At 64.1% G+C, this 24521-nt stretch carries 21 protein-coding genes; 12 read left to right on the top strand and 9 right to left on the bottom strand.

Going from position 1 to position 24521, the window contains the following annotated elements; all coding sequences use genetic code 11:
• Positions 1-79 precede the first annotated feature (79 nt).
• The 7 genes from soxB to ACXAEH_RS03595 all read right to left on the bottom strand — a co-directional run bounded on the left by soxB (position 80) and on the right by ACXAEH_RS03595 (position 5620).
• A complete protein-coding gene (gene soxB, locus ACXAEH_RS03625) occupies positions 80-1777 on the bottom strand; it encodes a thiosulfohydrolase SoxB (RefSeq protein WP_475031121.1) in 1698 nt (565 codons plus the stop codon).
• Positions 1778-1876: 99 nt separating this feature from the next.
• A complete protein-coding gene (soxA, locus tag ACXAEH_RS03620) occupies positions 1877-2728 on the bottom strand; it encodes a sulfur oxidation c-type cytochrome SoxA (protein WP_475031120.1) in 852 nt (283 codons plus the stop codon).
• Between the two features lie 74 nt (positions 2729-2802).
• Positions 2803-3132, bottom strand: coding sequence for a thiosulfate oxidation carrier complex protein SoxZ (soxZ, locus tag ACXAEH_RS03615; protein WP_039130330.1), 330 nt, complete (start codon positions 3130-3132; stop codon positions 2803-2805).
• Between the two features lie 44 nt (positions 3133-3176).
• Positions 3177-3593, bottom strand: coding sequence for a thiosulfate oxidation carrier protein SoxY (gene soxY, locus ACXAEH_RS03610; RefSeq protein ID WP_475031119.1), 417 nt, complete (start codon positions 3591-3593; stop codon positions 3177-3179).
• Positions 3594-3653: 60 nt separating this feature from the next.
• Positions 3654-4130, bottom strand: coding sequence for a sulfur oxidation c-type cytochrome SoxX (gene soxX, locus ACXAEH_RS03605; RefSeq protein WP_475031118.1), 477 nt, complete (start codon positions 4128-4130; stop codon positions 3654-3656).
• 127 nt (positions 4131-4257) lie between these two features.
• A complete protein-coding gene (locus tag ACXAEH_RS03600) occupies positions 4258-4836 on the bottom strand; it encodes a thioredoxin family protein (RefSeq protein WP_475035512.1) in 579 nt (192 codons plus the stop codon).
• Positions 4837-4882: 46 nt separating this feature from the next.
• Positions 4883-5620, bottom strand: coding sequence for a cytochrome c biogenesis CcdA family protein (locus ACXAEH_RS03595; protein WP_475031117.1), 738 nt, complete (start codon positions 5618-5620; stop codon positions 4883-4885).
• Between the two features lie 109 nt (positions 5621-5729).
• On the opposite strand from ACXAEH_RS03595, the gene ACXAEH_RS03590 reads away from it, so the two are divergent.
• The 11 genes from ACXAEH_RS03590 (at position 5730) to mdoH (ending at position 19774) form a co-directional block, all read left to right on the top strand.
• Positions 5730-6113 (top strand): hypothetical protein, encoded by a 384-nt coding sequence (locus tag ACXAEH_RS03590; RefSeq protein ID WP_475035511.1) that lies wholly within the window; start codon positions 5730-5732, stop codon positions 6111-6113.
• Between the two features lie 60 nt (positions 6114-6173).
• The gene (locus ACXAEH_RS03585) at positions 6174-6512 is read left to right on the top strand and encodes an ArsR/SmtB family transcription factor (protein WP_475031116.1); all 339 of its coding nucleotides are present in this window, start codon (positions 6174-6176) and stop codon (positions 6510-6512) included.
• Positions 6513-6522: 10 nt separating this feature from the next.
• Complete coding sequence (locus tag ACXAEH_RS03580; protein WP_475031115.1) at positions 6523-7581, top strand: YeeE/YedE family protein; 1059 nt, start codon at positions 6523-6525, stop codon at positions 7579-7581.
• Positions 7582-7875: 294 nt separating this feature from the next.
• The gene (locus ACXAEH_RS03575; protein ID WP_475031114.1) at positions 7876-9909 is read left to right on the top strand and encodes a PhoX family protein; all 2034 of its coding nucleotides are present in this window, start codon (positions 7876-7878) and stop codon (positions 9907-9909) included.
• Positions 9910-10065: 156 nt separating this feature from the next.
• The gene (locus tag ACXAEH_RS03570) at positions 10066-10536 is read left to right on the top strand and encodes a DUF302 domain-containing protein (RefSeq protein WP_475031113.1); all 471 of its coding nucleotides are present in this window, start codon (positions 10066-10068) and stop codon (positions 10534-10536) included.
• Between the two features lie 150 nt (positions 10537-10686).
• Positions 10687-12300, top strand: coding sequence for a thiamine pyrophosphate-binding protein (locus tag ACXAEH_RS03565; RefSeq protein ID WP_475031112.1), 1614 nt, complete (start codon positions 10687-10689; stop codon positions 12298-12300).
• A complete protein-coding gene (locus ACXAEH_RS03560; protein WP_475031111.1) occupies positions 12287-13486 on the top strand; it encodes a CaiB/BaiF CoA transferase family protein in 1200 nt (399 codons plus the stop codon). Before ACXAEH_RS03565 ends, ACXAEH_RS03560 begins: the two co-directional genes overlap by 14 nt.
• Before the next feature lie 262 nt (positions 13487-13748).
• On the top strand, positions 13749-15110 hold the full coding sequence (locus ACXAEH_RS03555) for a tetratricopeptide repeat protein (RefSeq protein ID WP_475031110.1): 1362 nt from the start codon (positions 13749-13751) through the stop codon (positions 15108-15110).
• 22 nt (positions 15111-15132) lie between these two features.
• The gene (locus tag ACXAEH_RS03550; protein WP_475031109.1) at positions 15133-16395 is read left to right on the top strand and encodes an OpgC family protein; all 1263 of its coding nucleotides are present in this window, start codon (positions 15133-15135) and stop codon (positions 16393-16395) included.
• Positions 16392-17900, top strand: coding sequence for an OpgD/OpgG family glucan biosynthesis protein (locus ACXAEH_RS03545; protein WP_475031108.1), 1509 nt, complete (start codon positions 16392-16394; stop codon positions 17898-17900). Before ACXAEH_RS03550 ends, ACXAEH_RS03545 begins: the two co-directional genes overlap by 4 nt.
• Entirely contained in the window at positions 17897-19774 is a 1878-nt protein-coding gene (gene mdoH / locus ACXAEH_RS03540) for a glucans biosynthesis glucosyltransferase MdoH (RefSeq protein ID WP_475031107.1), read from the top strand. The genes ACXAEH_RS03545 and mdoH overlap by 4 nt, the downstream gene beginning before the upstream one ends.
• A 296-nt stretch (positions 19775-20070) precedes the next feature.
• Here the strand turns inward: mdoH and ACXAEH_RS03535 are convergent, their stop codons facing one another.
• Together ACXAEH_RS03535 and ACXAEH_RS03530 are read right to left on the bottom strand one after the other, a co-directional pair.
• Complete coding sequence (locus tag ACXAEH_RS03535; RefSeq protein WP_475031106.1) at positions 20071-20907, bottom strand: CE1 family esterase; 837 nt, start codon at positions 20905-20907, stop codon at positions 20071-20073.
• Entirely contained in the window at positions 20907-21380 is a 474-nt protein-coding gene (locus tag ACXAEH_RS03530; RefSeq protein ID WP_475031105.1) for a rhodanese-like domain-containing protein, read from the bottom strand. The genes ACXAEH_RS03535 and ACXAEH_RS03530 overlap by 1 nt, the downstream gene beginning before the upstream one ends.
• Before the next feature lie 277 nt (positions 21381-21657).
• Between ACXAEH_RS03530 and ACXAEH_RS03525 the strand changes: the two genes are divergently transcribed.
• A complete protein-coding gene (locus ACXAEH_RS03525) occupies positions 21658-24519 on the top strand; it encodes a monovalent cation/H+ antiporter subunit A (RefSeq protein WP_475031104.1) in 2862 nt (953 codons plus the stop codon).
• The last annotated feature ends 2 nt before the right edge of the window (positions 24520-24521 follow it).

Here is a 24521-nt window from a genome sequence, read left to right as displayed (position 1 = left end):
TCACATAGATAAATTCACGTTCGTGAATTCAACTGCGTAAATTTTTTTGTCTTGTCAGCCCCGCCGGGGCGGGCGCCGTTTAAGCGCCCGCCACCTGCACGGAGGTGTTCGGATTCAGGGTCACGGTGCCAAGCTTGCGGATATGATCCTCGACCACATCCCAGATCATCGGCCCCTCGGTGCCTTCGTTCACGCTGGCCCAGCCGGCCACCACATAGGATTTCGCCGGATCAATCGCCTCGCCGGTCTTCAGCAAGGTCATTTCCGTGATCCGCTGCCCTTGAGGTTTGGTGATGTCGATCCGGTAGCCCATGCCGCCGATCCGCACCATGTCGCCGCCCTGCTGATAATAGGGGTCGGGGTTGAAGATGTTGTCGGCCACATCCTCAAGGATCACCTTGATGAACTCCCCTGTCATCTCCGACCGGTACGCCTGCCCATAAGACATCGAGGTCACGTTCCAGATGTCCTCACGCGTGATGTCGTCGCCCGGCACCAGCGACGGTCCCCAGCGCACGCCCGGCGACATGGCGATATCCGCCTCCCGCTCGCTCAGCAGCGCATCGCAGATCAGGTCGTCCCAGGTGCCGTTGAAGTTGCCGCGGCGATAGAGCAGCGTATCGGTCTGGCCGATCACCTCCTCCAGCTGTGCCTTGTAGGGTGCGCGTTCGGCGTCAATCAACTGCGCCACTGCGGGATCCGGCGCGATCACGTCCGAGAACACCGGGATCAGCTTGTGCCGCAGCCCCATCAGCTGGCCGCCCTGCACATCCAGATCCACGCGCGAGACAAACTTGCCGTTCGACCCGGACGCGATGATATGGGTCTTGCCGACCAGCACCGGCTCCGGCAGCGCGTCGTGGGTATGGCCCGACAGGATCACGTCGATGCCCTGCACCTTGCCCGCCATCTTCTTGTCGACGTCAAAGCCGTTGTGGCTGAGCACCACCACCAGATCTGCGCCCGCGGCGCGGACCTCATCCACCATGGCCTGCATGTTCTCGTCGCGGATACCGAATGAATACTCCGGGAACATCCAGCCCGGGTTGGCAATCGGCATATAGGGGAAGGCCTGGCCGATCACCGCCACCTTGGCGCCGCCGCGTTCAAAGAACTTATAGGGTTTGAACAGCTCGGCCGGCTCATCCCATTCGGCGTCAAAAATGTTCTGGCCAAGCGCCGCAAAAGGCAGGCCCTCGACAATCTCATTCACCCGCTCAGACCCCAGCGTGAATTCCCAGTGAAAGGTCATCGCATCCGGCTTCAGCGCGTTCATCACATTGACCATGTCCTGGCCCGCCGTGTGATGGCAGGTGTAGGAGCCATGCCAGGTGTCGCCGCCGTCAAACAGCAGCGCATCGGGGCGGTCGGCGCGGATCGCGTTGATGATCGTCGCCATCCGGTCCAGGCCGCCAACACGGCCGTAACCCTTGGCCAGCGAGGAAAAATCATCATAGGTCAGCGCATAGGCCGAAGGGCTGCCGTCCGCGATGCCATAGGCCTTGCGGAAGTCGGCACCGGTGATATGCGGCACATGGCCCTTGTTGGCACCGACGCCCAAATTGATCGACGGCTCGCGGAAATGGATCGGCTTCAATTGCCCATGAATATCGGTCACATGGATCAGGCTGATGTTGCCAAAGGTGTCAAACTCCAACAGCTGGTCCTGGGTCAGCGACTGCTGCGCAGCCAGCCGCGCCCAATTGCCAAAGCCTGACGCCCCCACCATGGCTGATGCTGCCATGGAAACCTGCAGAAAATCGCGGCGCGAGATCATGAGTACCGGTATCCTGTATGCCTGCGCGACACATTCGCGCAAATGAATGTTTCAAAAGAGACACGCCCCGCACCTGGACACAGGCGCGGGGCGCAAAGATCAGTTGCGGACAGAGGGGGCTTCGACCGACAGCCCGTTGCCGCGCGAGGCCACATAGAGCTCCAGTGCCACAAAATCCGCCGAGCCGGGTTTATAAGTCTCGGCGCGGGTGTCGCGCACGCAGCCCTTGAACCGCGCATGCGCCGTGTTCAGCTTGGTGTTCTTCAAACGGTACACCGGGAAGCCGTTGATCTGGCCCTGGCTCAGGTGGTCGGCACGGATCATGTTGCCATAATTGTCCTCATGGCAATTCGCGCAGGACAGTTCCAGCTGGCCGGTGCGGGTGTAATACATTTCCTTGCCCTTTTCCCAGGTGGGCTGGGCCGGGCCGTCGATGGCTACATTCACCGGCATGCCGCGGGATTGCACCGAGATCAGTGCTTCCATCGCCGACATCTGGCTGCCGGTGTATTTCCACTTCTCCGCACCCATGTGGTTCTCACGGCAGTCGTTGATCTGCATGTTCAGGGTGCGGACTTCGCCGGCGGCCTCGCTCCATTTGGGATAGACCGCGCGCACGCCCTTCATGCTTTCCTCGACATCATCGTGGCAGGAAGCGCAGGACTTGCCCTCGGAGCCTTCTACAGTGTTCCAAGCATCCAGAGCCTGATCAACAAAGATCATTGCCGGATTTTCAAAGTCGTCCATCTGCAGGGCCTGGGTTTCATCCTTGCGGAAGTGCCAGCCCGACATAATCTCATCAACCGCATCCGCGATATGCGCAGGCGCGGCGGCCTTGGTGACCATCTCGATTTCCTCGTTGACCACCAGCGTGTCGTCATCGGGGCCTGCACCTGCCGCCATAGGCAGCGCCAGCACAGCGGCAATTGCTGTGATTGCCTTTTTGTTCATTCCCTGTCCTCCCTTGGGTGCCTGCTCTGCCCGGCGCAAACCGGACAGAACGCGTGCCTGAGATCCGGAACGGATCAGCCGATGGCGATTTTCTTCTTGGTGTCGTAGACCGAGCCGTCGTCGTCATACCAGGTGAAGACAAACTCACCGGCTTCCGGCACGACAGCGTCGAACTCGAAGTAAGGGTTGGTGGAGATCGCGGGCTCCATCGCCACGTCCAGCACCGTCTCGCCATTGAAGGCGCAGGTGAAGCGGTTGATGATCGAGCGCGGGATCAGGTTGCCCTCTTTATCCTTGCGCTGACCGCTTTCCATCTTGTGGCTGATCAGGGTCTTGATGGTGACCGTATCGCCGGCAGCAGCGGTTTTCGGGACCTTGACGCGGGGTTTAACACCGGATGCCATGTCTTTAATTCTCCTTAAGAATTCCGTTCAGGGAGCGGACAGCCTCAGCCGCCGCAGCCGCCGATGGTCACTTTGACGGTGGCGCTTGCCTTGGCGAAGGAGCCATCGGCCAGCTTGGCAACCGCAACCACATCCTGGGTGCCTGCCAGGCGGATCCGGGTCGAGGCCGACTGCTGCGCCGCACCGGGGCCAAAGTTGAAGGTCGCCACACCCGGTTCCGGGTTGCCAGTGGCCAGCACCAGGATCGCGGTGGCGCCTTCGGCAGCCACGGACACCGGCACGGTGTTGCCGTTCTCGGCGATTTCCGGCGCGGTCAGGGTAACGCCGCCCTCGGCAATATCCGCCCCGCCGGTAAAGGCAGCGATCCGGTCATCCGCAGCCGCGTTCACCTGGAACGGCAGCACGGTAACCACGGCAGCACCCAGACCCAGGGCCAGGGTCTCACGGCGTGAGAACTCCATCATATCTCTCCTATTCATTCACATCGGCAGCAGGACCGGGCACAAGGTCCGTCCGGCGCCTCACTCTTCTTTCAGTGTCGCCAGGAACGCGACCACATCTTCGATTTCCTGCGCCGTCAGGATCGGCGGCAACGGCTCTGCCCCGGCATCACCGGTATAGGCATCGCCCGGGCGGGTGAAACCGTCGACCTTGTAGAAGGCCGGCATCATGGTGCCCTCGAATGTCATCTTGGCATTGGCCACCAGCCCGCGCAGCTCTTCCTCGCTCCAGCGGTCGCCTGCGCCATCCAGCGACGGGCCGATCTCGCCATGGAACGGCACATCGGCAAGTGCTGTCACCTGATGGCAGGCCACGCAGTTGCCCTTGGACTTGGTCCCGGCAATCACCGCACCGCTGGCGGCATCGCCCGCAACACCGGTCAGCGAGGAGGCGACCTCGCCGTATTCGCCATACTGCACCGCTTTCGGAGCAACCTCTCCGGCTATCGCCGCGGCACCCGCCAGGCTCAGCGCCAGTGTCAGAGATGTAAGCTTCATGTATCCTCCCAATGGCTGCCGCATCTGAGTGCGGTTGCTTAGCTGCTGCATACCGTAGGCCACAGCCGGACCCATACGCAACAACAAATTCATTATTGTGAATTTTTGCATTTTGTGCGCCGGACCCCTAGTCTGCGGATCCATTATTGCGCTCTTGGATCATGCGCGCGTGATAGCGCTGGAAATCTTCTCCGTTATCAAGCGCATAGCGCTTTTCATTGACCCATGTAAACATGTCCAATGTGGTTCCCGCGCCAAAAGCGCCCGGCATCATCGCCACTGCTGCCTCCGGGGCTGTGACGTTTTCGCTCACCTCCTCAGGCAGGAACAGAATCGTCGGCGTGAACAGCACGCCCCATTTGCGCGCCATCTCCTTCTCCGGCAGCGCCGCGCCGTCAAAGTCAGTGACCTCCACATCGCCATAGAGGTTCAGCTGCACGACAAAGAAATTCTCCTCAATGTACCGGCTGATTTCCGGCCGGGGAAAGGTCTCCTCGTGCATCTTGGTGCAATAGATACAGCCACGCTGTTCAAAGATCAGCGCCAGCCGTTTGCCCTCGCCATTGGCCTCTTCCAGGTCCTCGCGCAGATCCTTGAAGGTTTCCCGCATCCACGCGGTCGTGTGCAGCCCGTCATCCCCCAGTTCCGCCGCGGACAGAGGTGCAGACAGGGGGACAGACAGGGGCGCGGCCAGCACCGCCGCCATTAACACTTTCGCAAGACTTCTCAGCATGTTGGCCTCCACATTTCATTTATCCGATTGAGCTGAACCCCGGCATCCAGCGGATCATCGCTTCGGCGATCAGCCGCACACCGCCGGTGGCGATCAGCACCGCAAACAGCACCAGCATCGCGCCCATGCCCTTCTCGACCCAGGCAAAAGCCGCGCGGTGCCGCGCCACCCAGCCCAGGAACGGCTGCGCAAACAGCGCCGCCACCACAAAGGGCGCTGTCATCCCCAGCCCGTAAACCAGCAGCAGCACCCCGCCGCGCCAGATGTCGCCCATGCCCGACGCAATCATCAGGATCGACGCCAGCGCAGGCCCCACACAGGGCGTCCAGCCAAAACCGAAGGCCAGCCCCATCAGATAGGCGCCCAGCACAGTCGAGGGCTCCGCAGAACTCTCCACCCGCGCCTCGCGGTACAACAGCGGGATTTTTACAGCGCCCAGAAAATGCAGCCCGAACAGCAGCAACAGCGCCGCCGCGCCATAGGACAGCACCTCCAGGTATTGCCCAAACAACTGCCCCAGCGCGGTTGCGCCCATGCCCATCAGCATGAACACCGTGGTCACCCCGGCGGCAAAACAGCAGGCCGAAACCAGCAGCCGCCGCTGCGCGCCAGCGGCAATGGCCCCGTCACCGCGCAGCTCCGCCATCGACAGCCCGCCCATGTAAGACAGGTAAAACGGCACCATCGGCAGAATGCAGGGGGTGAAAAAGCTCAGCAAACCTGCGATCAAGGCGCCAAACAGGGTAATCTCCAGCATCTCTCCCCCTGGCTGGCCCACGCGAACGTTATCCGGGCCCCGCTTGTGTCATTCACATATTCGAATTACGTTGTATCAGATAAGGCCGTCAACAGGTGGAATGACACATATGCACGCAATCCGGCAACTGGCCGCAGCCGCGGCTCTGACCCTGACTGCCCTGCCCGCCTGGGCGGCGGAACTGGTGATGGTCGAACAGCCGGGCTGCGAATGGTGCGCCCGCTGGAACGAGGAGATCGCCCCGATCTACCCCAAGACAGCCGAAGGCAAGCACGCGCCGCTGCGCCGGGCCGACCTGCGCGCCCTGCCAGATGATGTTAAGCTGGCCCGCCGGGTCCTGTTCACCCCCACCTTCCTGGTGGTTGAGGACGGCAAAGAACAGGCCCGGCTCGAAGGCTACCCGGGCGAAGATTTCTTTTGGCCTTTGCTGGCAGATTTGCTAACCGCCCATACAGGCTTTGTTGATAATACGCACACTCAAGGCGGCAGCTGACGGCCCGCACGGGGTAAAGAAGAGGAGTGCGGCGCCAGCGCGCCGCTCAGGAGACAACAGATGGCACTACCGCAGTTTTCCGCGGACATGGATCCGGCAGAAATGGACAAGATGGTTGAGAATGCAACCAAAGCGTCCAATTTCCTCAAGGCGATCAGCCATGAGGGCCGATTGATGATCCTGTGCCATCTGGTTTCGGGCGAGAAATCGGTTACTGAGCTGGAGGAGCTTTTGTCCGCCCGCCAGGCCGCCGTCTCACAGCAGCTTTCCCGCCTGCGGCTCGAAGGGCTGGTCATTCCCCGCCGCGAGGGCAAGGCGATCTACTACCGTCTGGCAGACGACAAACCCCGCCGGATGCTGGAAACGGTCTATGACCTGTTTTGCAACGACGGCAGCTGAACCTTTTTGAATGTTTGACCTCCTGACAGAACACCAGATAGCCGCCTGTTTCGGGCTGCTGGGCGGTGTTCTGCTGGGACTGGCCGCGCGGCTGGGACGGTTCTGCACATTGGGCGCTATCGAAGACCTGCTCTACGGAGGTTCATCCCTGCGGATGCGGATGTGGGGCGTGGCCATCGGCGTGGCTGTCACCACCAGCTTTGCACTGATCGGGCTGGGTCTGGTGGATGCGGGCCAATCTTTTTACCTCTCGATCCGCTGGATGCCCGCCGCGTCCATCCTCGGCGGGCTGATGTTCGGCTACGGCATGGCGCTCAGCGGCAACTGCGGCTACGGCGCCATTGCGCGGCTTGGCGGCGGCGACCTGCGCAGCTTTGTGATTGTGCTGGTGATGGGCGTCTCCACCTATGTGGTGCTGGCAGGCCCCCTCGCCCCCTTGCGGAACTATTTCTTCGAACAGCAAGACGTCACCACCGACATCCCGCCGGGACTGGCCCATTACGCCGCCGCCTGGAGCGGCCTGCCGCTGGCCGCCATCGGCGTCACTGCCGGCGTTCTGATCCTGATAGCCTCGCTCGCCAGCGCCGAAATCCGCAGGGACAGACAGGCGCTGTTCTGGTCCGCTATCGTGGGTCTGGCCGTCACCTCCGGCTGGGCAGGAACCACTTACGTCAACGCCGAAGGGTTCGAGGCGTTGCCGGTGGTCTCCCACTCCTTCTCCGCTCCCTTGGGCGAGACCATCCTCTGGACCATGACCGGCTCCTTGCGCCCGCTGTCCTTTGCGGTCGGCTCCATCGCCGGGGTCTGGACCGGCGCCTTCACCGGCTCGCTGATCAAGGGGCATTTCCGCTGGGAGGCCTGCGAGGACCCGCGCGAACTGCGCCGCCAGATCATCGGCGCCGCGATCATGGGCGCCGGCGCGGTGATTGCCATGGGCTGCACCGTCGGCCAGGGCCTCAGCGCCATTTCCCTGCTGGCCGTTTCCGCCCCGGTCACTCTGCTGGCCATCTTTGCCGGCGCCGCCATCGGTTTGCGCCAGCTGATCGAGGGCTTCCGCCCGGCAGAATAACCCGCTGTCCCCGCGGGGACAGGCTGCAAAAACCGCTGCTGCCCCCAAAGGGAAAACGGCCTCATCTTCTTCTGGCGGGAAATATCCCGGGGGTCGCTATGGATGCGCTATTGGTTCAAGCCCCAATGGCGACGGGCAGCGCCCCTGGGCTGCAAACAGGCAGAACCGAAAGCCCGCCTCATGTGACAATTCAGTTAATCCGCATTAACCTTTAAACCTCTGTTACAAGCCTGCCCATGATGGCCCGGGTCCGCCGCGTTGCGGCATTGATCAAAATCATTTCTGGAGCCAGCCATGGACCGCAAGCAGATCATTGATGATGCGCAGACCGGCAACAAGGCCGAAGCCTTTGAGGCCTTTGACGATTTTCCCGCCAACCCGAACCTCAGCCGCACCATCGGCGATGTGATCGCCGAACGCTACGGCCGCCGGGAACTGCTGAAAGGCCTGCTCGGTGTCTCCGCCGCCGCCGCCCTGTTCGGCAGCTCTGCCCTGACTGCACCGCGCCGGGCAGGCGCCGCTGAAACAACGGCAGAAAGCCGCTATGCCTTCGGCGAATTGCCCGGAGGCATTGACGGCACCCACCACGTGGCCGAAGGCTATGACGCTGATGTGCTCCTGCGCTGGGGAGACCCGGTCACCGCCGAGGCTCCGGAGTTCGACGTCATGAACCAGAGCGCCCAGGCGCAGTTGCAGCAGTTCGGCTACAACAACGACTATGTCGGCTTTCTGCCGCTGAACGCCGATGGCACCCGCGGCCTGTTGTGCGTGAACCACGAATACACCAACGAAGAAGTCATGTTCCCGGGCCTCGGCCGCCAGGACAAGGCGGATTTCGCCGACATGACCAAAGATCTTGTGGACATCGAGATGGCGGCGCACGGCGGCTCGGTGGTGGAGATCTTTCGCGGCGCAGACGGCAAATGGTCCGTCGTGCGGGATGGAAAATACAACCGCCGCATCAGCCCGCTGAACACCGTCATGACCATCAGCGGCCCCGCTGCAGGCCATCCCCGGATGCAGACCAGCGGGGACCCCAGCGGAACGCAGGTCACCGGCACCCTCAACAATTGCGCCGGCGGCATGACACCCTGGGGCACCTGGCTGATGGCGGAGGAGAACTTTCACGGCTATTTCTGGACGGACAAGCTGGATGCGGACGGCAAGCCGGATCTCTCGGACCAGCCAGAGGCCGCGCAGATGAAACGCTACGGCGTGCCAGGCCGCTGGTACGCCTGGGGCAAATACCACAACCGTTTCAGCATCGACGAAGACCCCAATGAAGCCAACCGCTTCGGCTGGGTGGTAGAGGTTGATCCGCGTGCCCCCCATGCCATGCCGGTCAAACATACAGCCCTCGGCCGCTTCAGCCATGAAGGCGCCGAAACTGCCACTTCGAAAGACGGCCGCCTGGTGGTCTACATGGGCGACGACGCACGGTTTGAGTATCTGTATAAATATGTCTCGGCAGGCAGGGTCTCGGAGGATCGCGCCGCCAATTCGCAACTGCTGAGCACAGGCACGCTCTACGCGGCGCGATTTGACGGCGGCGGCGCGGTCCGCTGGCTGCCGCTGGTGCACGGGCACGGGCCGCTGACGGCGGAAAACGGGTTTGCCAGCCAGGCGGACGTGCTGATCAGCGCGCGCCTGGCAGCCGATGCCCTGGGCGCCACCCCGATGGACCGCCCCGAAGACGCCCAGCCCCGCGGCGACGGCACCGCCTATGTCATGCTGACCAACAACTCCCGGCGCAAAGCGGGCCAGACCGATGCGGCCAACCCGCGCGCGGATTCGCGTTTCGGCCATATCATCGAGATCAAGGAAGACAGCGGCGATCATGCCGCAACCACAGGCCGCTGGTCGATCCTGGTGAAATGCGGCGACCCTCAGATTGCGGACGTCGGCGCCGAGTGGCACCCGGACACCTCGGAAAACGGCTGGTTCGGCTCGCCTGACAACTGCGCCTTTGACGCCGAGGGGCGCCTGTGGGTCGCCACCGACCAGGGCAGCAAATGGGGCAGGACCGGCAAACCGGACGGGCTTTACGGGGTGGAGACCGAAGGGGAGCTTCGCGGCCATTCCAAACTGTTCTTCCGCTGCCCGGCAGGGGCCGAGCTGTGCGGGCCGTGCTTTACCCCGGATGGCGAAACCCTGTTCCTGGCGGTGCAGCACCCGGGCACCGATGGCACCAAGGATCTGGCAGGTTTCGAGCGTGCTTCAACCTTCGAGGACCCGGCCACCCGCTGGCCGGATTTCGCACCCGGCATGCCGCCGCGCCCCTCGGTTGTCGCGGTGACCCGCAAAGGCGGCGGCAAGATCGCGGTCTGATCCCGTAACCCGCCGGTATCAAGCGGAGCGCACCCCGGACGGGGTGCGCGCAGGTTTCAGCCCTGGCGGGCGGTTTGCCGCCTGCCGCACGCTATTGTGACACCGCAACGGCACCGCATGGCCTAGATAGGGGGCAAGGTAATTCGGAGGTTTGCCATGGGTTTCAAACGACTGACCGCAGCCCTGTTCCTGGCGGCCACTGCCGCCACCGCCGGGAACATCCCAGCGCGCGATGGCTGGGCGGTGCACGGCACCTCCAAACCCTACGAACAGCTGATCAAGGATGTCAAAGCCGCCGCCAAGGCCGAAGGCCTGGGCGTTGTGACCCAGGCCGGGCCGACCAAGGCGGCCGCCGCACGCGGCATCACCATTCCCGGCAACCGGGTCATCGGCCTGTTCAACAACGGCTTCGCAGTCAAGATCCTGGCGCTCTCCACCGCCGCGATGATCGAAGCGCCCATCCGTATGTATGTGACGGAAGAGGATGACGGCAGCGCCACACTGGCCTACAAACTGCCCTCGCATGTCTTTGCGCCTTACGCGGATGAGGGCGGCGAAGCGCTGGTTGCCCTGGCAGAACAGCTGGACCGCCGCTTTGCCCTGATTGCAGACCGGGCAATCAAATAGCTCTGCCAGCTTCTTTCTGGTCTTAAATACTCAAATCACCGTCCTTTGCGCCAAAATCCGCCGCAGCATTTCTCACACTGGCGTGAGAGGGCTTGCGCGCCGCCGTATCCTCGGCAATCTGGCGGCAAATCAACGGATTGGACACACATGATGACAGAGACCCTGCGCGCGGCCGATGTTCTTGCCCGGCGGCTGTATGAGGCGGGCTGCCGCCACGCCTTTGGCATGCCCGGCGGCGAGGTGCTGACTTTGGTGGATGCTTTGACCAAGGCAGGCCTCACCTTTCATCTCGCCAAGCACGAGAACTGCGCAGGCTTCATCGGCGAAGGCGTGCACCACGCCGGCGGCGCCCCGGTCATTCTGGTCGCCACGCTTGGCCCTGGCGCGCTGAACGGCATCAATGTGGTGGCCAATGCCCATCAGGACCGGGTGCCGATGCTGGTGCTGACCGGCTGCGTAGATGCCGCCGAGGAACAGAGCTATACCCATCAGGTGCTCGACCATCGCGCGGTGTTTGCCCCGATCACCAAGGCGACCTTCCGCCTGGATGCCGGGGCCGCCGATCTGATCGCTGACAAGGCTGTCGCCATCGCAACCGAACCGCGCAACGGGCCGGTGCATATTGACGTGCCGATCTCCACCGCAGACGCGCCGGCCAGGGATCGCGGCACCCGCCGCGCGCCTGCAAGTCCCAGCGCGCCAAGCGGCGAGGCATTGGCGCAGGCGCGTTCCTGGCTGGCGGCCGCCACGCGTCCGGTGGCGGTGATCGGCCTGGATGCGCTGCAGGAAAACGCTGGCAGCGCCATCCGCAGCTTTGTTGAAAAACACCAGATCCCCTTTGTGACCAGCTACAAGGCCAAAGGCATCATCCCCGAAGACCACCCGCTCTGCCTGGGCGGCGCGGGCCTGTCGCCGCTGGCCGACAGGCACCTGCTGCCGCTGGTGCGAGAGGCAGATCTGGTGCTTTCGATCGGCTATGACCCGATCGAGATGCGCCCGGGCTGGCGCGATGTCTGGGACGTGAAGACGCAAAACGTCATCGACATCGCCCCCGAAGCCAACACCCATTACATGCATCAGGCCGGCCTCAACTTTCTGACCGCCATTGCACCGGCGCTTGAGGCGCTCTCAGAAAGCACGGCGCCGCGTGAGACCTGGGCAAACGGCCGCCCCGCCGAGGTCAAAGCGGCCCTGGCCGCGGCCTTCCCCCATGACGATGTTTGGGGCCCGGCCGGCGTCATCGCCGAATGCCGCGCCACCCTGCCAGCGGAGACGCTCGCCACTGCCGACAGCGGTGCCCACCGGATCCTGCTGAGCCAGATGTGGGGCTGTTCTGAGCCGCGCGGGCTGATCCAATCCTCGGCGCTGTGCACCATGGGCTGTGCGGTGCCGATGGCGATCGGGCGCAAGCTGGCGCAGCCGGAACGCCCCGTGGTCAGCTTCTCGGGTGATGCCGGGTTTCTGATGGTGGCGGGCGAGCTGTCCACCGCCGCCGAACTGGGCGTGGCACCCATATTCGTGGTCTTTGCCGACGCCAGCCTCGCCCTGATCGAACTCAAGCAGCGCCAGCGCCAGCTGGCCAATGGCGGTGTCGACTTTGCCGAACATGATTTTGCCGCCATGGGCCGGGCGTTCGGCGGCAACGGGGTCACCGTCACCAGCCGCAGCGCATTGCGCGCCGCCCTGCAGGATGCAATGGCAGCAGACAAGTTTACCGTCATTTCAGCAGTGATCGACCGCGGAGGCTACGATGGACGGATCTGATCTTCTCCCCCATGGCGCGCTGAAGGGCGTCAAGGTTCTGGACCTGTCCCGCATCCTGGCCGGTCCCACCTGCACCCAGCTCTTGGGCGACCTCGGCGCCACGGTGATCAAGGTGGAAAACCCCAAGACCGGCGGCGATGACACAAGGCAATGGGGGCCGCCCTATGTGGTGGATGCGGAAGGTCAGCAATCCGACCTCTCAGCCTATTTCATGTCCGCCAACCGTAACAAACGCTCGGTTGCCATCGACATCACGACGGAAGAAGGCCAGCAAGCCATCCGCCGCTTGGCGGCAGAGGCTGACATTCTGATTGAAAACTTCAAACCCGGCGGGCTGGCGAAATACGGGCTGGACTATGCCAGCGTCAAGGACGATCTGCCCGGGCTGATCTACTGTTCGATCTCCGGCTACGGCCAGACCGGCCCCAACAGCCACAAACCCGGCTATGACATCATGGCGCAGGGCTTTGGCGGTATCATGTCGCTGACCGGCGAGCCCGAGGGCCAGCCGATGAAGGCAGGCGTCGGCATCGCCGATGTGATGTGCGGCATGTATGCCTGTATCGGTATCCTGTCGGCGCTGCACCACCGGGAAAAAACCGGCGAGGGCCAGCAGATCGACCTGGCGCTGGTCGATGCCCAGATTGCCTGGCTGATCAACGAAGGCGTCGCCTATCTCAACACCGGCAATATCCCCAAGCGCCGCGGCAATGAACACCCCAGCATCATGCCCTATGGCGTCTATGAAACCTCCGACGGCCATGTGATTCTGGCGGTGGGCAACGACAGCCAGTTCCAGCGCTTCATGGAGTTCCTGAAGCTGGAAGGCCTCGCCGGGGATCCGCGCTTTGCCACCAACCCTGCCCGGCTGCAGAACCGCGACGCGCTGAACGCCGTCCTGATCCCCACCGTGCAACGGTACACGACGGATGAGGTGCTGGCGGCGATGGAGGCCCGCAAGGTGCCCGCCGGCCCGGTGCAGAACCTGGAGACGCTGTTTGCCACCGGTCAGGTCGCAGCCCGCGACATGGCGATCCCGATGCAGACCGCCGCAGGCCCGGTGAAACTGCTGGGCAATCCGCTGAATTTCTCCCGCACGCCTGTAACATACCGGCACGCCCCGCCCCGCTGCGGCGAGGGAACGGAAGAGATTCTGGCCTCTGACACCCCGTTTGGCAGCGGCTAAGCCCCCAAAACACGGCAGTTTTCCGCCAAGTGTTACAATTTCCGGCAAATCACCGCCAAACCGGCGGTGGTTTCGCTGCCCCTTAACCATTCCTGTTGCAGGAATTTCGGCGGAAATCTTACACATCCGGCGAATTTCACGGTCAAACACACACAGGCCATCACCAAAGCGCGAGCGGGGTTCGCCGGCACCAATCTGATGATCTAATCTTCAGCAGGACACGGAAACCGCTTTTCAATTCGAGAACAAAGATTGGACTCCCATGACGCATGATATCTTCGGCCAAGACAGCAGCCTGACCGATGCAGCAGCCCTGCAGGATTGGAATGCCGTGCAGCTGGGAGTTCTGGCCCATGCAGCCGTGACCGCCGACCACCTGGGCGCGGTGCTGAAGGCGGCGCCGGAGTTTGCCCTGGCCCATGCGATCAAAGGCCTGTCGCTCTTGATGCTGGGCCGCCGGGAGCTGCTGCCGACCGCGCAGGACGCGCTGCGCGATGCCAAGGCGTTCTACGACGGTGCCCTGCCGCGCGAGCGCAAATATGTCGACGCGCTGGAAAACTGGCTGGCGGGCCGCCCCAGCCTGGCAATCCGCCGGATGGAGGAAGTGCTGGACATCTTCCCGCAGGACACGCTGGCGATGAAACTCAGCCATGGCATCCGCTTCATCATGGGCGACCCTGAGGGCATGCGTGCTTCGATCGAACGGGTGATGCCGGCCTATGCGCCGGACCACGCGGGCCGCGGCTACCTCCTGGGCTGCCACTCCTTTGCGCTGGAGGAAACCGGCGATTACGAACGCGCCGCCAACGCCGGCCGCCAGGCGCTGTGGATGGCACCGGATGATGCCTGGGGCCTGCACGCCGTGGCGCATGTGCACAACATGACCGGCAATGCGAAATCAGGGCTTGAGTGGCTGCATGGCCGCGAAGAGGCCTGGGCCCATTGCAACAACTTCCGTTACCACGTCTGGTGGCACAAGGCACTGATGCATCTGGACCTGGGCCAGATGGACGAGGCCGTCGCGCTCTATGACACCGAGGTCCGCAAGGACAAGACCGACGACTACCGCGACATCTCCAACGCCACTTCGCTCTTGGTCCGGCTGGAGCTGGAGGGCGTCGAAGTGGGCAACCGCTGGGAGGAGCTGTCCGAGCTTTGCGCCAACCGGACCGAGGACGGCAGCCTGATTTTTGCCGACCTGCACTATTTGCTGGCCCTGACCGGCCACCGCAAGGAAGACGCCCACAAGATGGTGCAGCGCATCCATGCCGACGCCGAAAAGGGCGGCTCGGAAGCCTGCGAGCGCATGGGCAGCCCCGGCTGCGCCGCCGCCGACGGGCTGGAGGCCTTTGGCGAGGGCAATTACACATCCGCCTTCACCCATCTGTCCGCCGCCCGCGGCACCCTGCAGCTGGCCGGCGGCAGCCATGCGCAACGCGATGTTTTCGAACGCATTACCATTGATGCAGGCCTGCGCGCAGGACAGCTTGACGCGGTCGAGGCAATCCTGGATGACCGCCGCAGCAAACGCGGCGGCGCCGAGGACAATTACGCCCTGGCCCGCCGCACCTTGATCGCCGACGCGCGGGACAATTCCGGCGCTGCCAGCGTTCCCGCCGAATAAGACCTCGAGGACGACCACACACATGTCCAGCGTTGCGCCCTTCCCCGGGCAACAGACAGACCAAGGCGCCGCCAACCGGGCCGCGCCGCCGCCGCAATCGGCGCAGCCGCGCGTGCGCGACCCCCGGCTCGACTTCTACCGCGGCATCGCCATGTTCATCATCCTGATTGCCCATATCCCGGGCAACCGCTGGACCGGCTGGATTCCCGCCCGCTTCGGGTTCTCCGACGCAACCGAGATCTTTGTGTTCTGCTCCGGCATGGCCTCGGCCATCGCATTCGGCGGCTCCTTCGCGCGGCGCGGCTGGTTCCTGGGCACCGCCCGGGTCCTGTTCCGCTGCTGGCAGGTGTTCTGGGCCCATATCGGACTGTTTGTCTTTATCGCTGTCTCGATGGCGGCCATCGACCTTTATGGCGGGTTTGAAAAAAGCTATGTGAACTCGCTGAACCTGGGCCATTTCTTCAAGGATCCGATGACCCAGCTGGTGGGGTTGTTCACCCTCACCTATGTGCCCAACTACTTTGACATCCTGCCGATGTACCTTGTCGTGCTGATGCTGATGCCGCTGTTCATGGGTCTGGAAAAGGCGGGCCTCTGGGCCGTTGGCCTGGCCTCGGTGCTGATCTGGCTGACCGCCAACCCCTATATCATCGGCCTTGGCCCCGACGGGTTGTCGCTGCCTGCCGAACCATGGTCGGAGCGCGAATGGTTCTTCAACCCCTTCGGCTGGCAGCTGCTGTTCTTCACCGGCTTTGCCTTCATGAAGGGCTGGCTGCCGAAACCGCCGGTCTCCAAACTGCTGATCGTGCTGGCCGCGGCCTTTCTGATCCTGTCGGCGCCCTATGGTTCGTGGAAAGTCTTCACCTGGGTCGAGGCCGCAAGCCCCGAGCTGGCTGACCTGATCAAGCCCGGCCGCGATGCCATCGGGGAATGGCGCGAAAAAACCGACTTCGGCCTCCTGCGCTATGCCCACTTCCTGGCGCTGGCCTATCTCGGCTGGGTGGCAGCCGGCGAGGGCGGCAAGCGGCTGATTGCTTCCGGCTCCTCCACCGCGGCGCGGGTCTGGGAAGTTCTGCTGAAAATCATCACCAAAGTCGGCCAGCAATCGCTTGCAGTGTTCGTTTTCTCAATGGCACTGGCACGATTTATCGGCTTTGCGCTTGACCAGACCGACCGCGCGGTTATGACCACCGCATTCGCCAATCTGGTTGGCTTTTCTTTAATCATTGGGTGCGCTTATGGCGCCGCCTGGTTCAAGTCTCAGCCCTGGAGAGCCAAGAAATGAGCTCTTTTTCCCGCCGTTCCTTCCTGGCTGCCGCGCTTGGCAGCACCGCCCTGGCCGCACTGCCCGGGGCTGCCAGTGAAGCGATGCCGTTCACCCATGACTTTGTGGTCGCCAAGGCCCGCGCACTGGCGGCTAAGGCGTACGCCGAACGCCCCATGGTGCCGCAGGATTGGCTGGATCAATCCTACGACGACTACAAGGCGCGCTGGTTCCGCACATCGGACGCGCTGTGGGCGGGGACCGATCGCAGCTACAACGTCGATTTTTTCCTGCCCGGCCTCTACTTCCCGCGCGCAGTGCAGGTGCATGCCGTCACCGACGGCATGGCGGAGCATGTGCCCTTTGACATCGACCTGTTCGAAAAGAACAAGAAGGCGCCGGATCTTACCACCGAGGGCAACCTCGGCTATTCCGGCCTGCGCCTGCGCACTGATCTGGGCCACCCCACCAAGAAGACCGAGTTTGCGGTTTTCCAGGGTGCCAGCTATTTCCGCGCCATCGGCATCGGCAACAACTACGGCCTGTCCGCCCGCGGCCTGGCCCTGAAAACCGCCGACCCCGAGGGCGAGGAATTCCCCGAATTCACCGACTTCTGGCTGGAGGCGCCGGCGCCCGGCCAACGCTCGATGGTGGTGCACGCGCTGATGGATTCGCCCTCCGTCACCGGCGCCTACCGCTTCACCATCACCCCCGGCACCAGCGCGGTGATGGATGTGGAGGCGACGCTATTTGCCCGCGAGGAGCTGACCCACGCAGGCCTGGCGCCGCTGACGTCGATGTTCCTGTTCGACGCCACCAACCCGGGCCGTTTCGACGATTTCCGCCCCGCTGTCCACGACAGCGAAGGTCTCCTGGTCCTCAATGGCAACGGCGAAACCCTGTGGCGCCCCCTGGCCAACCCGAACCGCTTGCAGGTCTCGTCCTTCGTCGACACCAATCCGCGCGGCTTCGGCCTGATGCAGCGGGCGCGGAAACTCTCAGATTTCAACGACCTGGAAGCCTTTTATCACAAACGCCCCTCGCTCTGGGTCGAGCCCAAGGAAGATTGGGGCAAAGGCGCCGTCACCCTGGTTGAGATCCCGGCGGACAAGGAAATCTACGACAATATCGTCGCCTACTGGCGCCCGCGCGAACCTTATGAGGCTGGCTCCGAGATCAAGCTGAACTACCGCCTCACCTGGGGCGAGGAACCGGTTCTGTCGATGCCGCGGGTGATCAACACCGCCACCGGCGAGCGGATCTTTGGCGGCGATGGCCGGATCGTGACCATCGACTTTGAAGCCCATCCATTGTTTGACGGCGGCCCGGACAGCCTGGACATCCATATTTCCTCGCCGCAGGCCGAAACCAGCGAGGGCGTTTTGCAGCGCAACCCGGAAACCGGCGGCATGCGGCTGGCCTTCTACTTCGACCCGGGCGAAAGCACCCACGCCGAGCTGCGCGCGCAGCTGCTGAAAGACGGCAAAGCCGCTTCCGAGGTATGGCTTTACAGGTGGACGTCATGAGCAATCTGGAGCTGATGCCGCCGGAACAGCCGCTGGCGATGCCCGCACAGGACTTCTCTGCCGATTTCCGGGATGCCGCCGCACCGGGCGGCCAGGCACCGCGGCAGGTGGCCCTGTGGCGCATCCTTGCGTTTTCGCCTGCCATGGTGGCCACGGCTGCGCTCACCTGGGTGATGCAGGGCTGGTTCATGGACGGCGGCTTTTCGGTTCTGGAGCTGGTGCTGCTGGCGCTGATTGCCTTCAACTTCTTCTGGATCGCCTTCACGGTTTCCACCGTGCTTCTGGGGCTCTACGGGTTGTCGCGCCGGGAAAAGACGACGGGCCGCGGCGCCGCCCGCCCGATGAAGGTCGCGCTGTTGATGCCGGTCTATAACGAAGTGCCCTGGTATGTGCTGGGCAACGCCCAGACCATGCTGCAGGAGCTGCACGGGCGCGGCGGGTTGCACGACTATGCGATGTTCATCCTGTCGGACACCCGCGACGACGCCATTGCCGAACAGGAACGCGCCAGCGTCGAGGCGCTGCGCAGCATGCTGCCGGAAGGCGCCGAACTCTACTACCGCCGCCGCCCCGACAATGAGGGCCGCAAGGTCGGCAATATCGCTGACTGGGTGCGCCGCTGGGGTGCGGAGTATGAGGCGATGCTGGTGCTGGACGCCGACAGCCTGATGACCGGCCGCGCCATTGCACGCCTCGCCGATGCGCTGGCGCGCGATCCTGGTGCCGGCCTTATTCAAAGCTACCCGCAGCTGATCGGCGCGCAATCGGTCTTTGGCCGCATGCAGCAGTTTGCCAATGGCGTCTATGGCTTGTCGCTGGCCGAGGGCCTGGCCCGCTGGGCCGGGCATGAAGGCAACTACTGGGGCCACAACGCCATCATCCGCACCCGCGCCTTTGCGGCCTGCGCCGGCCTGCCGCTGCTGCGCTCGCGCTTTGGCGGCGGCGAAAAGCTGATCATGAGCCATGATTTTGTCGAAGCCGGCCTGTTGCGGCGCGCCGGATGGTCAGTGCGTTTCCTGCCCCGCATCCGCGGTTCCTACGAGGAAACGCCGGCCACCCTGATCGACCACATCCTGCGCGACCGGCGCTGGTGCCAGGGCAACCTGCAGCACCTGAACCTGCTGGGCGCCAAGGGCTTCCGGGCGGTCTCGCGCTTTCATCTGTTCCATGGCGCCATCGGCTATCTGATGGCCCCGGTGTGGTTTGCGCTGCTGGTGCTCTGGGCGGTGATCGGCCTGGGTGAGGAAGCCTCGGTAATCAGCTATTTCAGCGAAGCCAACCCTCTGCGCCCAAGCTGGCCGGACATGACCGAGCCCAAGCATGTGCTGGTGATCCTCTTGATCTATGCCATGCTGCTGGCGCCCAAGATGCTGGCCGCCGCCGCCATGCCGCTGACCGGCGCGCGGTTCTCGGAATACGGCGGCGGAGTGCATTTCGTGCTGTCTTTCCTGTCGGAGGTGGTGCTGGCGATCCTTTATGCGCCGATCCTGATGGTGCAGCAGATGATTGCGGTGTTCCGCACGGCCTTGGGCCTGCAGCGCGGCTGGGCGCCCCAGGCGCGTGACGGCGGCAGCTATTCGCTGCGCACGCTGATCACCTGCCACGCGCTGGAAACCGTCAGCGGCGTGGCGCTCTGGGCCGGTATCCTCAGCGGCACGGTGTCGCTGTGGCTGGCCCCGATTGCGCTGTCGCTGGTGCTGGCGGTGCCGCTGTCCGCGCTCTCCGGTGTCAAGACGGTGAACCGCATCCGCAACTGGATGGCCACCCGCGAGGAATTCACCGAGCCGCAAATCACCCGCGCCGCCCGCGCAGCCCGTGCAGACCTCAAGGCTCTGCTTGACGGTGCCAGCGCCCGCGGCACTCCGGCCGAGTAAGCCCCAGCCGCAGCGGAAGGCTCCCGCGCCCGCAGGATGTCCCGGCTTACGCCGGGCCACACTTGGCGGCCTTGGGCCTGGCGCCGCGCTGAGGCGCGGCGCGGTTGCGCTCTGCCTGCAGCCTCAGCAGTCTATGTCCGCCAGTCCTGAACAAACGCCGCTGCAGCGCGCCCGCAGGGCGCGCTGCCGGGCCCAACGCTTTGCCGGAAATCTTTGATTTGCGAACAAAGGGGCGGGAGAACACCCCTGCCCCCGTTTGCGCGTCATCTCACCTGACCGCCTGCACCTGACCGGTGTCATCTGACCGCAGGCTCATCCTCGAACCAATCCGCCATCAAACCGGCCCAGCCTTCCGGCACCGCGTGGCCGCCGTCAAACAGCACCAGCTCGATTTCCGCCCCCGGGCCGCAGTCCCAGCGGCGGCGCAGCTGCCCGTCCTCAGCCCAGGCCCGGTCCGGTGCATGCGAGGCGCAGCCATTGGCCTCGCGCCAGGTTTCCAGCGCGGCAAAGACGTCGCCCTGCTCCCAGCGGCCGCCGCCAAGGACGCGCCCTTCCAGCGGCACCACCCCGTCGCGCCAGCCATGCACTTGCAACAGCCGCACCGGCCCTTCGCAAGTCCCGGGCTGCGGACGCCAGAAGGCGCCGGATACGGGGGCGTAGGCGGCAAAAGCCGCCGGATCGCGGCAGGCCAGGTAATGCACCATGAAGGCACCGGCTGAGAACCCGGCCAGCACAGTCCGCGAGGAAGACGTGCCGAAGCGCTCGGAGGCATCCGCCAGCACCGAAGCAAAGAATACGCCTTCGTCCCTTCCTTCATCGAAAGGACCAAAGCCCCAGTTCTGCGGCCCGGAGCCATCGCGTTTGCGCCCCTCCGGCGCAATCACCGCATAGCCGCGTCCGGTCAGACCCTCGACCAAAGCCGTATTGCGCAGCACCTGGCGGCCGCTGCCGCCATAGCCGTGCAGGAACATCACCACCGGCGCAGGCGCTGCCGCCGCCTCCGGCAGCACGATATGATAGCGGCCGTCCGCAACCTCGCACGCGCCGTCCTCGCCCTCGCAGCCGGCGGAAGCCGCACCGCCCGCAAGTCCCATCATCGCCGCAACCGCGGCTCGGGCTGTCCATCTAATCATCATCCCTCCCATCGGGCCACCGGCAGGTTGCCGGCAATCCAGCCGGGCCCCACGCTGGATCCCAGCATGCCCTCGGGCACATCAATCACATTGGTGAACCCCGCCTGCGCAAGCGCCAGCGTCAGCCGGGCGGAGCGCACACCGCGGGCGCAGATCAGCGCGACCGGCGCAGAGGGATCCGGCCCCGCAACCGCCTGCAGCGCCGCGATGAAATCCTCGCGCCGCATGTCGATCTGATGGCTGCCCACCGGCACGCCCGAGCTGCGCCATTCCTGCGGCGTGCGGATATCCACCAGCGTCACTTCCCCCTGCCGCGCCGCAGCAAAGGCCTCCGCCGCCGAGAGCCGCGGATGATCGTGATCGGGGGGCTGCCTGCGCTGCCACCAGAGGCCCGCAGCCGCCGCAGCAGCCGCACCGCCCAGCACTACAAACCGCCGGGACCGTCCCGGCTGCTCCGCTTGTGATCCGGCCATGCGCCCTCCACGCCCGTTTGCCGCCCCGGCCCGCGGCCGGTGCTTTCCATCTGCTCTAGCAGGCGGCGCGGATTCCTTCACCATCAGGCGCCGATTCCACCGGTCAAGTTCTTGTTATTGCGCGGCGGCTGCCCAATTATGCCGGTGAAAAGCGTAGTCTTTCCGCTCCAGCCTGCGGCAATCTTACCCCATCCCGGGCTGCGGGGGTGGCTCTGCGCAGAAAAATTGCTTAGCACTGGTTCAAAAACGACGCGCCAACCCGACAGGAGACCTGCACGTGTCCCTATTCCTGATTGCGGCCCTGCCATTTCTCGGAGCCGTTTTCCCCGCGCTGCTGATCCGCGCAGGCCGAAATGCGGCAGCCGCTTCCGCCGGGCTGACCACATTTCTCGCCTTCACCGGCCTGATGCTGCATATCCCCGCCATTTTCCGGGGCGAGACCGTCTTTGCCGCCGTCGACTGGCTGCCTGCCCTGGGGCTCAACGCCCATTTCTTCCTCGACGGGCTGGGCTACCTGTTTGCGGCCATGATCCTGGGCATCGGCCTCCTGATCATCCTCTATGCGCGGTTTTACCTCTCGCGCGAGGATCCGATGGGGCAGTTCTACAGCTATCTGCTGTTGTTCCAAGGCGCCATGGTCGGCATCGTTCTGTCCGACAACATCCTGCTTTTGCTGGTGTTCTGGGAACTTACCTCGCTTTCCTCCTTCCTGCTGATCGGCTATTGGAAGCACCTGCCCGAAGGCCGCCAGGGTGCACGCATGGCACTGACCATCACCGGTTCCGGCGGGCTGGCGATGATCGCGGGCATGCTGATCCTGGGCCATATCGCCGGTTCCTATGACCTCAGCGTCATCCTGCAGAACAAAGAGGCGATCCAGTCCTCGGACCTTTACCTGCCAGCGCTGATCCTGATCCTGCTTGGCGCCTTCACCAAATCGGCACAGTTCCCGTTCCATTTCTGGCTGCCGCACGCGATGGCCGCGCCGACGCCGGTTTCGGCCTACCTGCACTCTGCCACGATGGTGAAGGCCGGGCTGTTCCTGATGGCGCGCCTGTGGCCGGTTCTGGCAGGCACGCCGGAGTGGTTCTATATCGTTGCCACCACCGGTCTCGTGACCATGCTGGTGGGCGCGGTGATTGCGCTGTTCAAGGATGATCTCAAGGCACTCCTGGCGTTTTCCACCGTCAGCCACCTGGGCCTGATCACCATGCTCTTGGGCTTTGGCACCAAGATCGCCGCAGTGGCCGCCGTCTTCCACATCATCAACCACGCCACTTTCAAGGCGGCGCTGTTCATGACTGCGGGCATTGTCGACCACGAGGCCGGCACCCGCGACATCAAACGCCTTGGCGGTCTGCGCCACCTGATGCCGGTCACCTTCACCATCGGCATGGTGGCGGCACTGTCGATGGCGGGCATCCCGCCGCTGAACGGCTTCCTCTCCAAGGAGATGATGCTGGAGGAAGCCGCCCATACCGTCTGGAACGGCTCGCATCTGATCGTGCCGGTGCTGGCGGGGATCGCGGCACTGTTCTCGGCCGCCTATTCCTTCCGCTTCATCGCGCATGTGTTCCTGGGCCCCAAGCGCGAGGATTACCCCGGCCACCCGCATGACCCGACACCGGGCATGTGGATCGGCCCCGCCTTCCTGGTGGTGCTGGTGGTTCTGATCGGCCTGGCGTCGGCCAAGATCGCGGGGCCTATGGTCGCCACCGCCGCGGGCGCGGTGATCGGCGGGGGAGAGCTGCCCTATTACTCGCTGAAGCTGTGGCACGGGCTGACCCCGGCGCTTTATATCTCCATCGCAGCCGTCGTGGGCGGCGCGGTGCTGCTGGCGCTGCACAAACCGCTGCAGGCGGTCTGGAACGCCCTGCCCCGCCCCGAGGCCAAGACCATTTTCGAGGGTGCCATCCGCGGCTTTACCCTGCTTAGCCGCGGCCTGACAGAGGGGCTGCACAACGGCATGCTGACCCGCCACGCGACAGTGATGGTCACCTTCACCGTGGCAATCTCCTACCTTGCATACCAAAGCGGCATTCTGAGCGCCGCCACCCGAGCAGTGCAGGACCCTGGCATCCTGCCGGTGGTGGGCTGGTTCGTGCTGGTGGTTGCGACGCTGTTCATCGTCGCCAAGCACCGCAACCGCCTGCTGGCGCTGGTGCTGATCGGCGCTGTTGGCCTGGTGGTGTCGCTGTCGTTCAACTACCTCTCCGCCCCGGACCTGGCGCTGACCCAGATCTCGGTCGAGGTGGTCACCATCATCCTGATGCTGCTGGCGCTGAACTTCATGCCCAAAGAAACCCCGGTCGAAACCCCTGCCTTCATCCGCATGCGCGACGGCGCCCTGGCGATCGTGGCGGGCCTTGGCACCGGCGGGCTGATCTATGCGCTGATGATGCGCGATTTTGCCTTCCCGACGATCTCGGACTTCCACCTCGCCAATTCCTACAAGGGCGGCGGCGGCACCAATGTGGTGAATGTGATCCTGGTCGATTTCCGCGGTTATGACACCTTTGGCGAGATCATCGTTCTGGGCATCGCCGCGGTGGTGATCTTTGCCCTGACCGAGGCGGTGCTGGGCTCCAAGGTCCGCGCCTATCTCTTGAACCGCGAACCGGACCTGCCGCAGGCCGGCGATGCGCATCCGCTGATGATGGTGGTGGTTACCCGGGTGCTGATGCCGCTGGTGCTGATGGTGGCCGCCTATATCTTCTTCCGCGGCCACAACCTGCCTGGCGGCGGCTTTATCGCGGGCCTGATCGCGGCAATTGCCATCATCATGCAATACATGGCCTCCGGCTTCAGCTGGGCCGCCGAACGGCAGCGGTTCTTCTATCACGGCATCATCGGCTCCGGCGTCTTGATCGCGGCCGCCACCGGCATCGGCGCCTGGTTCAACCGCAAGCCCTTCCTGACCAGCGATTTCGGCTATCTGCACTGGCCGCCGCTGGAAGAGTTCGAATGGGCCACCGCAGCATTGTTCGACCTGGGCGTTTTCCTGGCCGTGGTCGGTGCGGTGCTGCTGGCGCTGGAAAGCCTGTCGCGCTTTGCCTGGCAGCCAGGCATGAGCAGCGAGCACGCGATGGACATCAACCCGGCCCGCGAAGAAGCGGCCAAGGCCGGCAGGGAGGGATAAGG

Source organism: Leisingera sp. ABM4_060 (assembly GCF_056158765.1).
The sequence above is the reverse complement of the archived record's forward strand: the minus strand, read 5'-3'. Positions and strand labels throughout refer to the sequence as shown.